Genomic DNA, 13337 nt, shown 5'->3' with positions numbered 1-13337 from the left:
GCAACAACCTGCCAGTCGCGTGGGTGCGCAGCGATCCACGACGACGCTGGTCGGCATGATGACAGGAACCACGACCACCACCACGACCACCACGACGACCACCACCGCTGCCGACGCCGCCGGGACCTGGCGGCTCGGCGACCGCACCGTCAACCGCGTCGGCTTCGGCGCGATGCGGCTCATCGGGAGCCCGTTCGCCACCGCGCCCCGGGACCGGGAGACCGCGATCGCCGTCCTGCGCCGCGCCGTCGAGCTCGGCGTCAACCACATCGACACCGCCGCCTTCTACTTCACCCCCTTCCAGTCGACGAACGAGCTGATCTCCACCGCCCTGCAGCCGTACGCCGACGACCTCGTGGTCGTGACGAAGGTGGGCGCGAGCCGCGACCGCTCCGGGGAGTTCGAGCCGTACGCGCACCCGGACCAGCTGCGCGCCCAGGTGGAGGAGAACCTTCGTCAGCTCGGTCGGGACCACCTCGACGTGGTCAACCTGCGCTGGGGATCCGGTCCCGAGCTCGAGGAGGGCTCGGTGGCCGAGCACGTCGGGGCGCTCGTCGAGCTGCGCGACGCCGGACTGCTGCGCCACGTCGGTGTCTCCAACGTGACCGCCGACCAGGTCGCTGAGGCACTCGAGGTCGCCCCGGTCGTGTGCGTGCAGAACCGCTACGGCCTCACCGACCGGGCCAGCGAGCCGGTGCTGCGGATGTGCGCCGAGCGCGGCATCGCCTTCGTCCCCTTCTTCTCGGTGGCCGCCGGCATCGAGGGGGCCAACCCGTTCGGACCCGCCGACCTCCGGGGCCAGGACGTCGTCGAGACGGTCGCCGAGGCGCACGGCGCGACGGCCGCCCAGGTGCGCCTCGCCTGGACGCTGCACCAGGGCGAGCACGTGCTGACCATCCAGGGCACCGGGGACCCCGCCCACCTGGTCGAGAACGTCGCCGCCGGCGGGTTGCGCCTCACCGACGCAGAGCTCGCGGCCCTCGCCACGGTCTAGGAGCGTCGGTACCGTCGGACGGTGCGGCTGCTGCGCTACTCCATCAACGTCACCCTCGACGGCTCCTGCCACCACGAGGCCGGGCTCCCGCCGGACGAGGAGTCCATGCGCTTCTGGACCGAGGACATGCAGGCCGCGGACGCCGTCCTGTTGGGTCGGGTGAGCTACCAGATGATGGAGGAGGCCTGGCGCAAGCCGACCGTCGGACCGTGGCCGGACTGGATGGAGGAGTGGGAGGTCCCGTTCGCCGAGGCGATCGACGCCGTTCGCAAGCACGTCGTGTCGAGCACCCTCGACGCGGTCACCTGGAACGCCGCGCTCGTGCGCGGCGACCTCGGCGCGGCCGTCCAGCAGCTCAAGGACGAGCCCGGCGAGGGCCACCTCGCGGTCGGTGGGGTCACTCTGCCCCTGGCGCTGGCCGACCTCGGGCTGATCGACGAGTACGTCTTCGTCGTCCACCCCGTCCTGGCGGGTCACGGCCCCACGCTGCTCGCCGGCCTGCGCGAGCGGATCCAGCTCGATCTCGTGGACCGCAGGGACTTCCGCTCCGGCGCGTTCGCGCTGTCCTTCCGGCCTGCGACACCGACGGCCTGAGGGCGAACAACGATCGGCTAGGTTCGGCGCGGGAGCCGGCCGGGCCGGCGTACGAGCGAGGGGGCACGGGTGTTCGGAGAGGTCGTCGGCACGGAGCAGCTGTCGCCGCACATGGTCAGGATCGTCCTCGGGGGTCCGGGTCTGGCCGACTACGTGCCAGGTGTTGCGGCCGACCAGTACGTCAACTGCTTCTTCCTCCCCGACGACGCGCCGTACGGCGTGCCCTTCGAGGACGAGGCCGTGCGCGACCTGCCCCGGGAGCAGCGCCCGTTCCCACGCCGGATCACGGTCCGTGCCTGGGACCCCGCGCGCCGCGAGCTGACCATCGACGTCGCGGTCCACGGCGACGTCGGGTACGCCGGCCGCTGGGCCTCGCAGGCCGGGGCCGGTGACCGCCTCCAGCTCCGCGGACCTGCGGGGAGCTACGCACCGCACCCCGAGGCCGACAGCTACCTGTTCGTCGGCGACGAGAGCGCCCTGCCGGCCATTGCCGCGTGCGCCGAGGCCGTGCCCGCCGGCCGCCCCGTGGTGGCCGTCGTGGAGGTCGACAGCGCTGCTGACGAGCTGCCGCTGACGTCGCCCGGCCAGCTCGAGGTGCACTGGGTGCACCGGGCGGGCCGCGAGGACGGCGTGGACGACCTGCTCGCCGACGCCGTCGCCGCACTGCCGCGCCCTTCCGGCGTGGTCAGCGCCTTCGTGCACGGCGAGGCCGTCGAGGTGCGAGCCGTGCGCCGGGTGCTGCTCCGCGAGGGGATCGTGGAGGAGGAGCACCTGTCCTGCTCGCCGTACTGGCGCCACGGCATGGACGACGAGGCCTGGCGTGCGGTGAAGGCGGCGTTCGTGCGCGAGACGGCAGCGGAGACCGCCGGCTCCTAGCATCGCCCTGGCCGGTCCCGTCGAGGTCCCTCAGGCTGACCAGTCGAGGAGCAGCCGGGTTGCGTGGACCTCCATGGGCGTGGGGGTCTGGTCGCCCTGGGTGGGGGTGACTCGTCTGGTTCCGGTCGGGTCGACCAGGTAGTAGGCCCCGTGGGGATCGCGCCAGATGGTGATCCCGGGGAAGGGTTGTCGGGCTTGCCAGCCGGCGTGGGTCTTGATGCGGTGGTGGGTGCGGGTGAGTGGGGCGAGGTTGTCGCTGCTGGTGGGCCCGCCCTCGCTGTGGGGGTGTTGATGATCGATGTCGACGTTGCGCGAGGTGTTGACGGCGTAGGGGAAGACGTCGGCGGGGTGGATGAGGTGGACCATCTCGCGCAGTCGCTGGGGGATCTCGTAGGCGTCGACGGCCATGGTCTGGTTGAGGTCGATGACGGGTTGCACCTGCACCTTGCCGGCGAGGTGCGCGATCGTCTTGCGCACCCACTCGACGGTGACCGGTCCGTGGCCTTCGAACCTGGCGATGGGGGAGTCGGGGGTGAGGTGGAGGTGGATGCGCACCTTCGGTCGCACCGGTCCGGCCGCGAGGTCGGGGTGGGTGTCGGGGTTGATGAGGAGTGCGAAGGCGGCGAGCTTGCGTTCGGGCTTGCTGACGTCGGGCATTGCTTCTTCGAGCTGCCGGGCGACGGCGTTCAACGCCGCGTCGGCGGCGAGGATGGTGGTGGCGTGGTCGCGGATGGTGAGGGTGGCGATGCCGTGGCGGTTGACGCGGGACATGCGCACGAAGCGGTCCTTCTCGGCTGCTTCTTCCTTCGCTCTGGCTAGTTCGGGGGCTGCGGCGGCGACCTTGGCCTCGACGAGGGTCTCGAACCGTGCCCAGGGCAGCCTGCCGTCGGCGACCTCGTGGATCTCGTCGTCGACCCAGGCGGCTTCGTCGGCGGTGAGGTCGCGGGTGGCTTCGGCGACGTGGCGGGCTTGTCGGACGCGGATGGTGCCGGTGTCGATGCCGGCCTGCAGCTTCGGGAGTCGGTGGTGGAGGTCGACGGCGTCGGCGATGAGTCGTTTGGCGCCGAACGGTGAGGTCTGGATGCGGGCGCCAAAGGCGGCGGCGGCGTACTCGGTGATCCTGGGTGTGTCCTCGGCTCCGGCGGGACGTGCGCGGTCGCGGCCGCGCTGGTCGTGGGGCGGGAGTGTGTCGGGGTTGTGCAGGATCGCCCACTGGTAGGCGGCGCGGAGGATGTCGCGCTCGGCCTGGAGCCGGGCAGCGTTGCGGTCCTCCGCCCATGCGACGAGCGCGTGCAGCCACAACACCCACTCGTACCTCGTCCGTTCGCGACCGTGCTGCGGTCGCGGGTGCGGCGCCGGACCACCACCGAACCGGTGGACCCACCGTGCGTCGGGCCCGGGTGACGGTTCGGTGACCGAAGCCGGCCGAGAGGCCGACGTAGGCCGCGGCCAGCCCGTGCGCTGTGCCTGCCGTGCTGCCCGAGCGCAGGTCGAGGACCGACGCGGCCAGCAGCACCACGTCGACCACGGGCGTGCAGGCCAGCAGGACCGTGCTGGTGCGGCGCCAGCCCAGCAGGTACCTGGTGCCCAGACCTGCGGCGAGGATGGCCCAGAAGGCCACCTCGCACGCGACGACCAGGACGACGAGGTGGCTGCCGTTGCTCACTGGTCCGAGGGGACCGGCTGGGGTGCACGGCTCATCAGCCAGACCGTTGGTCCGCCCTCGGGCAGGGTGACCTCGTCGGTGGTGACGAAGCCCAGTCGTTCGTAGAGCCTCACGTTGTCCGCCGTGCTGGTCTCGAGCCGCACCGGCACCGACCGGGCGTCGGCCGTCCGTAGTCCGTGAGTCACCAGCGCCCCGCCGATCCCGCGCCGCTGGTGGCTGCCGGCGACACCCAGGCTCTCCAGCGTCAGGTGCGGGCCGTCCGGCCGCAGCGGACCGAGCAGCTCGTCGGCCCGGGCCGCGGCTGCGGCCCGGCTCCCGAGGAGCTCGGTCAGCGTGGGGCCGACCCGCTCCCACACGCGTCCCGGCACCGCGGCGGCGTCCAGCCAGATCGCCACGCCGCACACCGAGCCCGCGTCCTCGGCGACCGTGACCTCGCCGTACGGCAGCGCCAGCTCCGCGACGCACAGGCGCTGGATCGCCTCCTGTCGCTGGACGTGCCGATCCCCGTCGACCGTCCAGCGGGTCCACGGGTAGTCGTCGAACGCGTCGGCCAGGATGGTGGCGACGTCGGCGACGTCTCGTTCCGTCGCGGCACGCAGGCGCAGCCCGACGTCGAGTCCTCCCTCGTCCACGGTGGACAGTCTGGACCACCGGCGAGGACTGTTGGTGAAGGCTCACCACGGCTGTCCCGGCAAAGTCCGGGGAACGGCCGAGGAATTGCCCCATCTGGGGCATTCCCGGACGCCCCAGCGGTGCGAACCTGCCATCAGTCGGTGTCCTCGGCGCCGATGGAGGGAGCACCCGCACACGTCACGAGCACCCAGGACTGGCAGCTCTCCGGAGGGAGAACCAGGGAGCTGTCACCGAGTGCGGTGGCCAGAGCAGGTCGGAGCGCTGCCCAGTGGGCGCGCGGTGGTTACCCCATGGCCCCGCGCGAACAGCAGCCGGAACCTGCGATGACGGCCACCGCACTCATCTCGGGCGGGTCGTCGCCTCACTTCCGGGGCGGCAGCCGGTGCAGCACGACGTCGCGGAGCCCGCCGTCCGCGGCGGTCGCAGTCAGGTAGGTGCAGTGCGGCTGGCAGCGGCGGTCCGTGGGGGAGCCCGGGTTCAGCAGCCGCAGGCCGGTGGAGGTGACGGTGTCCCACGGGATGTGGCTGTGTCCGAAGACCAGCACGTCGAGGTCGGGGTACTCGGCGCTCATCCGCTCCTCGCGCCCCTTCGCCTGCCCGGTCTCGTGGACCACGCCCAGGCGGAGGCCCTCCAGCTCGACCCGGGCGACCTCCGGCAGGCGCTCGCGCAGCTCGCCGTGGTCGTTGTTGCCCCAGCACGCCACGAGGCGGGCGGAGCGCTGCTCGAGCTCGTCGAGGAGGCGTACGTCGACCCAGTCGCCCGCGTGGACGACGAGGTCGGCCGCCTCGACCGCCCGCCACACCTCCTCCGGCAGGTCGCGGGCGCGCTTGGGCACGTGCGTGTCGGCGAGGATCAGCAGTCGGGTGGCCATGACCCGTCAAAGGTACGGCCTCAGCGCAGCCCGGGCTCGCGCTCCTGCTGCTGCACTGCCGTGGGCGCCCGGCCCGCCGAGCCCGGCACCGGCTCGGCGTCCAGGTGCGGCAGCCGGTGCAACCAGCGCGGCAGCCACCAGTTCGCGTGGCCGAGGAGCGTCATGGTCGCGGGGACGAGGACCAGCCGGACGACGGTCGCGTCGAGGAGGATCGCGGTCGCCAGCCCCACGCCCATCATCTTGATCGCCGGGTCACTGCCCAGGACGAAGCCGGAGAAGACCGCGACCATGATCAGGGCAGCCGCGCTGATGGTCCGTCCGGTGCCGGCGATCCCGGCGACGACCGCGCGGGTGTTGTCGCCGTGGCGGCGGTACTCCTCGCGCACCCGCGACAGCAGGAACACCTCGTAGTCCATGGAGAGGCCGAAGAGGATCGCGAACATGAACAGGGGGATGAAGGAGACGACCGGGACCGGCGCCTCCACGCCGATCAGATCGGCTGCCCAGCCCCACTGGAAGACCATCACCAGCACGCCGTACGCCGCGCAGACGCTCAGCAGGTTGAGGACCACCGCCTTCAGCGGCACCAGCACCGAGCGGAACAGGACCGTCAGCAGCACGAACGACAGCACCAGCACCGCCGCGACGAAGCGTGGCATCCGGTCCTGCACCCGGTCGCCGAGGTCGGCGAAGGTGGCGGTCTGGCCGCCGACGTGGGCGGTGGCCAACGTGCCGTCGAGCACGGCAGGGAAGACCTCGCTGCGCAGCCGGTCCACGGTCGCGCGGGTGGCCTCGTCCTGGGGTGAGGTCGTGGGCTGCGCGACCAGGACGGCCACGCCGGCGTCGTCGACGCCGCCTGGTTCGTCGACCGCGGTGATGCCCGGGTCGGCCGCGATGGCGGCGGTGAGCGGTGCCACGACGGAGCCGTCGCGGGAGATGTCGACCGCGATCACCAGCGGGCCGTTGGCGCCGGGGCCGAACCCGTCGGCGACCAGGTCGTAGGCACGGCGCTCGGTCGTCGAGACCGGCTTGGTGCCGTCGTCGGGGAAGCCCAGCTCGAGCGCGAGCACGGGAGCGGCGAGGGCGCTCACCAGGGCGGCACCACCGAGGAGGTACGCCATGGGGTGGCAGGTCACGTGGGTCCCCCATCGCGACCACCCGACGCCCGGGCGGTGGGGCTTGCGCCGCCGGCCGTCCACCCGGTGCCCGGCCAGCCCGAGGAGAGCCGGGAGCAGGGTCACCGAGGCGAGGACCATCACGAGCACCATCGCCGAGATGGCGACGCCGCCGCCGGTCACGAACGGGATGCCGGCGACGAGCAGCCCGAGGATCGCCACGACCACCGTGCCGCCGGCGAACACCACTGCCTGGCCCGCGGTCGCCAGGGCCAGTCCTGCCGACTCGGCGACGGGCATCCCCAGGGCGAGGTTCTCGCGGTGGCGGGTGACGACGAAGAGCGCGTAGTCGATGCCGACCCCGATGCCCACCATCGCGGCGAGCTGGGGAGCCCACGCCGGGATGTCGACCAGCCGGGTCACCAGGCTCATCGAGGTGGCGCCGACGACGAGGCCGGCCAGGGCGATGCCGATCGGCAGGCCCATGGCGACGACCGAGCCGAACGCGATGAGGAGGACGACCATCGCGACCACCATCCCGGCGGCCTCGCCGAGCCCGGTGGGCGCCTCCTCGAAGGCGAAGAACAGGTCTCCGCCGGCTTCCACGGTCGCGGACGTCTCGTCACGCAGGTCCTCGACCACGTCCTTGAGGGCGGCCAGGTCGGCGGCGTCGAGCTGCTCGAGGGCGGGGTACTGCACGCGCACCAGCGCGACAGTGCCGTCCGGCGAGACGGTGCTGGTCGTGCCGAGCACGTGGGGGAGCTGCTCGAGGGCTGACTCCGCCGGCGCGACGTGGACTGCGGCATCCCCAGCCTCCAGCACGACGTGGGCCGTGAGTCCCGCCTCGTCGGCGCCGGCCTCGGCGAGCAGCTCGCTCGCCAGGTGGGAGTCGAGGCCAGGCGCCTCGAAGCTCTCCTCGAGCTCGCTCCCGAAGGCGACGGAGGAGGTGACGACGACCAGGGCGAGGACGACCCAGGCGGCGATGGTGACCCACGGGTGGGTCGCGGCAGACCGGCCCAGCCGGTGGAGGAGGTTCGACATGCCACCACCGTGGCCCGGCGGCGGGCGGCGCACATCGGGCACAGGACGGGCACGCAGGTCGGCCGAAAGTACGGGAGGGGACTCGTGCCCGAGTCGGGTACGGCGAGGGCCGCCGATCCCTAGTCTGGGCGCGTGGTCGCCGCCTTCCTGCGCTCGGTGCTCGCCGAGCCGCGCGTCCCGGACCCGCCGCCGCGCGCGTGGTGGGACTGGGCGCTGGTCGGCGCCCTGCTGGCGACGGCCGTGGGCGAGGCGGTCCTGCGACCGGACCTGCCGGCGCGGACCGTGGCCGTCGTGGTCGTCCTCGTGGTGGTCCCGGCCCTGCTGTGGCGTCGTACCCAGCCGCTGGTGGCGACGGCGGTCGGCTTCGGCGGGGCGATGGTGCTGCAGGTCGCTGCGGCCGTCGAGGGAGCCGCCGACGTGGGGCTCGAGACGATGGTGTGCGTCCTGCTGCTGCCCTACTCGCTGTACCGCTGGGCCTCCGGGCCGGAGGCGCTGGCCGGCACGGCGGTCGTCGCGGTGCCGGCAGGCATCGGCCTGGCGACCACCGAGGCGGTCGGTGACCGGGTGGGTGGCGCCATGGTGCTCGTCGCCGCGTTCGCCCTCGGGGCCGCGATGCGCTACCGCGCCGTCGCGCGCCAGCGGGAGGTGCAGCAGGTGCGGGCCCTCGAGCGCGGCGAGCTCGCCCGCGACCTGCACGACACCGTCGCGCACCACGTGTCGGCCATCGCGATCCAGGCCCAGGCTGGGCGCGCGGTCGCGGCGACCGACCCGGCTTCGGCGGCGGAGGTGCTGAGGGAGATCGAGGCGGAGGCGGCGCGCACGCTGGCCGAGATGCGGTCGATGGTCCGCGTCCTGCGCGACACCGACGCGGCCGACTACGCCCCGGCGCGCGGCATCGACGAGCTCGACGACCTCGCCCGGACGAGTCCCCTGGTCCGGGTCCACCGCACCGGCGACCTCACCGGCCTGCCGCAGCCAGTCGCGGTCGCCGTCTTCCGGATCTGCCAGGAGTCCGTCACCAACGCCATCCGGCACGCCCGGAACGCCACGGCGGTCACCGTCGGGGTGACGGGGGAGGCCGACGTCGTCCGGCTGCGGGTGCACGACGACGGGGAGGCGAGCCGTCCGGCGCCCGCCCTGGGCTACGGCCTGCTCGGCATGGCGGAACGGGCGAAGCTGCTCGGCGGCGCCTGCCACGCCGGCCCCGACCCCGTCGGCGGCTGGACCGTCGAGGCGACCCTCCCGCGGGCGGTGCCACAGTGACGATCCGGGTGGTGGTCGCCGACGACCAGCGGCTGATCCGTGCCGGCCTGACGATGATCCTCGACGCGCAGCCCGGGATCGAGGTCGTCGGCGAGGCGGCCGACGGTCACGAGGCGGTCCGCGTCGCCCGCGAGCTGCGACCGGACGTGTGCCTCCTCGACATCCGCATGCCGGGCATCGACGGCGTCGAGGCCACCCGCCAGCTCGCTGGTCGGGGAGTCGAGGACCCGCTCGCCGTGGTGGTCATCACGACCTTCGACCTCGACGAGTACGTCCACGGGGCGCTCAAGGCCGGCGCCCGCGGCTTCCTGCTCAAGGGCGCCGGTCCCGAGCTCCTCGTCCAGGCGATCCACGCCGCCGCGAACGGCGACGCGCTCATCTCGCCCGACGTCACCCGCCGATTGCTCACCACCCTGGCCGGGCTGGAACGGAGCGCCCGGCCGGTGCAGCCCGTCGAGCCGCTCACCGAGCGCGAGGAGGAGGTGCTGCTGACCGTCGCCCGCGGCCGCACCAACGCCGAGATCGCCGATGAGCTCCACATCACGCTCAGCACCGTGAAGACGCACGTCGGCGCGCTGATGACCAAGCTCGGCGCCCGCAACCGCGTCGAGGTCGCGATGTGGGCCTACGAGACCGGGCGGGTCCGCGGCTAGGCCGCGGACGCCGTCCCGCTCGTCACCCCGCCGTGATCCGGTCCCGCGCGGGCGGGGAGATCGGGCTGTGGGCCGTCAGGTACGCCGTGAACGCGTCGAGGTCGATCGGGCCGCTCCACAGGTCGGTGCCGTTGAGGAACTCCGAGAAGCCGTCGCCGCCACCGACGAGGAAGTTGTTGGCGGCGACCCGGTAGCTGGCAGCCGGGTCGAGCGGGACACCGTCGATGGTGATGTCGGAGACGCGGTCGCCGAACGGGGCGGACAGGGTCGCCGTGTAGCGCAGCGTCGACGACGGCGAGAGGACGGCGGTGCGTGCGGCCGTCCACTGCTGCTCCAGCAGGGCGTCCAGCTGGGCGCCGGTCAGCGTGACGACCTGCATCAGGTTGCTGAACGGCTGGACCGCGAAGGCCTCGCCGTACGTCACCACGCCGTCGGGCGCGAACGCCAGGTCGGCGCGGATCCCGCCCGGGTTCATCAGCGCGACCTGCGCACCGCCGCCGGTCCGCGTCGCCTCGAGCTGGGCGTCGGCGATGACGTTGCCGAGCACGCTCTCGCCCACGGCGGTCTGCGCCCGGTTGAGGTCGGCGGTGATGGTGCCGACCTGCTGGTTCGCGACGGCCGCGACCCGGTCCCGCCAGTCCTGGACGAAGGCCGCGGTGGCCGGGTCCGGGGTGATGTCCCGGGTGACGACGTGGTTGTCGACGGTCACGGTGGAGCGGATGATGTCGCCGCTCTTGCGGTCGACCTTGAAGTCGGCCTGGGAGATCACCGACGCCGGGGAGGTCCTCGGCGACGAGGACTTCGCCGTCGTCACCGCTCCCACACCGGGCCCGACACCCACGCCCACGCCGACACCCACGCCCACACCCACGCCCACGCCGGGGCCGAACGGCACCGGCGGAGGACCTGACTCGCTGCCGCTGCCGGCGACCGGCTCCTGAGCCGGGCTAGGAGCGGCGGCCCGCCCCGGCGGGCAGGAGGCGGCCCGAGACCTCGCACTCGGCGAGCCGCAGCCGCAGCACGACGTCGCTCTCGCGCGGCACCCAGGTGCGCAGGGGAGCGTCGAGGGCGTCGGGCGTCAGGGCCTCGGCGCGGCCGCGGACCAGGACGCTCCAGCCGGCGTGCAGGACCGGGCTGATGTCGTCGACCTCCAGGCACACGACGTTGCCCGGCGCGTGCGTGCCGAGCACGCTCGCCGCCACCGTCCGTACGACGACCGCGTCGTCCACCAGCGCGTAGTTGACCGGCACGACGTGCGGGCCGTCCGGCGTGCAGACCGCGACCCGGGCGACCGCGCTGTCACGCAGGTGCCGGTCGCACTCCTCCCTGCTCAGGACCTCCAGCTCCAGCACGGCTCCATCCTTCCCCTCGACTCTGCGGCTCAGGGACAGCCTGCCGTGCGCGGCGGCCGAGGGGGAGGGGCGAAGGTCCTCCGGCAGGTTCGACCGGTGGTTCAGCCGGTGATCGCGCGCTCGGTGCCGAGCCGGGCGCGGGCGGCCGCGCGGACGCCGGCGTCCCGGGAGCCCGGTGCGGCGTGGGCGGCCGAGGCGGTGCCCTTCCACGTGCCGCGGATGCCGTGCTCGCGCTGCATGTGGCTGAAGTAGTCGACCACCTCGACCTCCTTGGCGCGCAGGGCGACCTCGGTGGAGGACGGCCGGTCGTCCACGGCGGGCTCGGCGGCGATCGCCGCGGCGCGGGCGTCGTCGCGCGCCTTCGCGAGCCGGTCCCCGACGTGGTCGGCCCAGGCCTCGTAGAACGCGGCCCGTGCCGTCGAGCCGTGCACCGGGCGCTCCACCCAGCGACGCTTGCGGGCGTCCCACACCTGCCGGGTGTCGGCCTTGTGGGCGCCGGAGCGCAGGTGGGCGTCGCCGTCGGCGACCATCTGGGTGACGAGCGTGGCGTAGAGGGCCTTGACCACGGCGATGTCGCCGGGGAAGCCGTAGAGCGTCACCCGGGTGTTGCTGGTGTAGATGGCCACGCGGACGTCGTTGGCGCGGGCGATCTCGAGCACCAGCCGCACGTAGCGCGCCAGGGACCGCTTGCCGGACTCGCCGATGAGCACGGTCTCCCAGGTCGGGTCCTGGCGCTGCTCCTCCGTCTGGGCGCTGGCGCGGGCGACGGCGAGGGCGATCTGGTGGCGGGTGGCGAGGGTCTGTGCCTTGGCGAAGAACGCGTCGCGCTCCGCGGGGTTGCTGGTCCGCTCCGCCTGTCGCAGCAGGCGGCCGATTCGCAGCAGCGTGCGGTCCTCCCCGTCGACACCGGTGTCGAGGCCGGACAGCCGGTAGGCGGTGTGCAGCAGCTCGGCGAGGACCGGCATCCCGATGTCCTCCAGCAGCCGCAGGAAGGTCGTGCGGAAGCGCGGTCCGTGCCCGTCGGCGCCGGCCAGGTGGTGCGCCACCTCGTGCAGCACGACGGCTGCCCGCAGCGACCACGCCCCGCCGACCTCGCGCGGCGGGATCGCGACGACGCCGCGCAACGGGAGCTCGCCGCGCTCGTAGTGCGCCTGCCGGGCTCCGCGGCGGGGGCGGACCACGACGGGGACCGCCGCCAGGTCGAGGCCGGCGCCGTCGTCGTACCGGCTGCCGGTGAAGACCAGGTGGGCCAGCACCCGGTCGACGTAGTCCTGCACGTGCGCCGGGTCGGTGAACCGGGGCTCGGTCTCCGGCTCGAGCTCGAGGACCTCGGCGCCGACCGTGATCCGCAGCGGGTCGCCCGGCCGGCGGCGCGCCTCGTCGAGCCAGCCGGCGAGCAGGTCCTCGGCGGCGTACACGGCGGAGGTGTCGTCGGTCATGGGGGCAGCCTCTCAGGTGGGTCCGACACCGGTGGTTCGCGGCGGCTGGTTTGCGGCGGCGCCGGCGGTGGAAGAGAAGTGCTGCGGCACAAGTCGCCAATCCTTCTCACCAGAAATTTCGGGGGCAACACCCATGCATGTGAAGCTCATGCGACGCGTCGCCGTGGTGGCGATCGCGCTCGTCGCCAGCACGCTGTCGCTGGTCTCGGTCTCGGCGGCGCCGGCCCACGCGGCGGTCGCAACCAAGTCGCACCTCACGGTCAACGGCAAGAAGGCCGTCGCGGTCAACTACGGCAAGCGCGTCACGTTCGACGGCTGGGTCTCGGCGCCCGGCCAGTGCTCGGTCTGCTACCCGGGCAAGGTCCAGCTGCAGCGCAAGGTCGGCGGCGGCTCCTGGACGACGCTCGCCACCCGTGCGCTCAGCGCGAGCGTGCCTGCCCCGACGTGGAAGGTGAAGCCGAACCGGTCGGCCTACTACCGCCTGCGCTTCCTGGGCTACGAGGACCTCGCCTCCCCGTCCGCCTCGCCGGCCGTCAAGGTCACCGTCCGCCGCGTGCTGAACGACAACTGGCGCCGTTCCGGCCGCCTCTTCTACGGCAAGGTCGCCCCGGCCTACAAGAACCGGCCGATCATCATCCAGAAGTCGACCTGCGCCCGGCCGCGCGCCGCGTCGTGCAAGTGGACCCGCCTCAAGAGCATCAAGACGAACCGCACCAGCAACTGGAAGGTGAAGATCCCGGTCCAGCGCCGTACGACGCACTACCGCGCGTACATCGCCCCGAGCAACGGCTTCGGCGGCAACACGTCGAAGTACTTCATCACCACGCGTCGCGGCTGAGC

13 protein-coding genes are annotated in these 13337 nt (G+C 73.2%); 6 read left to right on the top strand and 7 right to left on the bottom strand.

Annotated features, from left to right (window positions below):
• Nucleotides 1-55 precede the first annotated feature (55 nt).
• The 3 genes from NOCJ54_RS0107320 (at nucleotide 56) to NOCJ54_RS0107310 (ending at nucleotide 2464) form a co-directional block, all read left to right on the top strand.
• Complete coding sequence (locus tag NOCJ54_RS0107320; RefSeq protein ID WP_232221701.1) at nucleotides 56-994, top strand: aldo/keto reductase; 939 nt, start codon at nucleotides 56-58, stop codon at nucleotides 992-994.
• Nucleotides 995-1015: 21 nt separating this feature from the next.
• Complete coding sequence (locus tag NOCJ54_RS0107315) at nucleotides 1016-1588, top strand: dihydrofolate reductase family protein (protein ID WP_028654986.1); 573 nt, start codon at nucleotides 1016-1018, stop codon at nucleotides 1586-1588.
• 69 nt (nucleotides 1589-1657) lie between these two features.
• Entirely contained in the window at nucleotides 1658-2464 is an 807-nt protein-coding gene (locus NOCJ54_RS0107310) for a siderophore-interacting protein (protein ID WP_028654985.1), read from the top strand.
• Nucleotides 2465-2494: 30 nt separating this feature from the next.
• On the opposite strand, the gene NOCJ54_RS0107305 is transcribed toward NOCJ54_RS0107310, so the two are convergent.
• From NOCJ54_RS0107305 to NOCJ54_RS0107290, 4 genes are all read right to left on the bottom strand, one after another.
• Entirely contained in the window at nucleotides 2495-3769 is a 1275-nt protein-coding gene (locus NOCJ54_RS0107305) for an HNH endonuclease signature motif containing protein (RefSeq protein ID WP_084254973.1), read from the bottom strand.
• A 357-nt stretch (nucleotides 3770-4126) separates the two neighbouring features.
• Complete coding sequence (locus NOCJ54_RS0107300) at nucleotides 4127-4762, bottom strand: GNAT family N-acetyltransferase (RefSeq protein WP_028654983.1); 636 nt, start codon at nucleotides 4760-4762, stop codon at nucleotides 4127-4129.
• Between the two features lie 362 nt (nucleotides 4763-5124).
• Entirely contained in the window at nucleotides 5125-5634 is a 510-nt protein-coding gene (locus NOCJ54_RS0107295) for a metallophosphoesterase family protein (RefSeq protein WP_028654982.1), read from the bottom strand.
• A 20-nt stretch (nucleotides 5635-5654) separates the two neighbouring features.
• Complete coding sequence (locus NOCJ54_RS0107290) at nucleotides 5655-7790, bottom strand: MMPL family transporter (protein WP_028654981.1); 2136 nt, start codon at nucleotides 7788-7790, stop codon at nucleotides 5655-5657.
• A 132-nt stretch (nucleotides 7791-7922) separates the two neighbouring features.
• On the opposite strand from NOCJ54_RS0107290, the gene NOCJ54_RS0107285 reads away from it, so the two are divergent.
• Both NOCJ54_RS0107285 and NOCJ54_RS0107280 read left to right on the top strand, forming a co-directional pair.
• Nucleotides 7923-9053, top strand: coding sequence for a sensor histidine kinase (locus NOCJ54_RS0107285; RefSeq protein WP_028654980.1), 1131 nt, complete (start codon nucleotides 7923-7925; stop codon nucleotides 9051-9053).
• Nucleotides 9050-9706 (top strand): response regulator, encoded by a 657-nt coding sequence (locus NOCJ54_RS0107280; protein ID WP_028654979.1) that lies wholly within the window; start codon nucleotides 9050-9052, stop codon nucleotides 9704-9706. Before NOCJ54_RS0107285 ends, NOCJ54_RS0107280 begins: the two co-directional genes overlap by 4 nt.
• A gap of 22 nt (nucleotides 9707-9728) precedes the next feature.
• On the opposite strand, the gene NOCJ54_RS24360 is transcribed toward NOCJ54_RS0107280, so the two are convergent.
• From NOCJ54_RS24360 to NOCJ54_RS28110, 3 genes are all read right to left on the bottom strand, one after another.
• The gene (locus NOCJ54_RS24360) at nucleotides 9729-10565 is read right to left on the bottom strand and encodes a bifunctional metallophosphatase/5'-nucleotidase (protein ID WP_198020139.1); all 837 of its coding nucleotides are present in this window, start codon (nucleotides 10563-10565) and stop codon (nucleotides 9729-9731) included.
• A gap of 88 nt (nucleotides 10566-10653) precedes the next feature.
• Nucleotides 10654-11058: a pyridoxamine 5'-phosphate oxidase family protein gene (locus NOCJ54_RS29810; protein ID WP_051485567.1), complete on the bottom strand. Its 405-nt coding sequence runs from the start codon at nucleotides 11056-11058 to the stop codon at nucleotides 10654-10656.
• A 101-nt stretch (nucleotides 11059-11159) separates the two neighbouring features.
• Nucleotides 11160-12497, bottom strand: a complete 1338-nt coding sequence (locus NOCJ54_RS28110) for a TIGR04338 family metallohydrolase (RefSeq protein WP_051485566.1) — start codon at nucleotides 12495-12497, stop codon at nucleotides 11160-11162.
• Between the two features lie 139 nt (nucleotides 12498-12636).
• Here NOCJ54_RS28110 and NOCJ54_RS0107260 point away from each other — a divergent pair, with 139 nt between their 5' ends.
• Nucleotides 12637-13335 (top strand): hypothetical protein, encoded by a 699-nt coding sequence (locus NOCJ54_RS0107260; RefSeq protein WP_157514817.1) that lies wholly within the window; start codon nucleotides 12637-12639, stop codon nucleotides 13333-13335.
• Nucleotides 13336-13337 lie beyond the last annotated feature (2 nt).

The organism is Nocardioides sp. J54, from assembly GCF_000519005.1.
In the GTDB taxonomy this organism is placed as follows: Bacteria; Actinomycetota; Actinomycetes; order Propionibacteriales; family Nocardioidaceae; genus Nocardioides.
The sequence above is the reverse complement of the archived record's forward strand: the minus strand, read 5'-3'. Positions and strand labels throughout refer to the sequence as shown.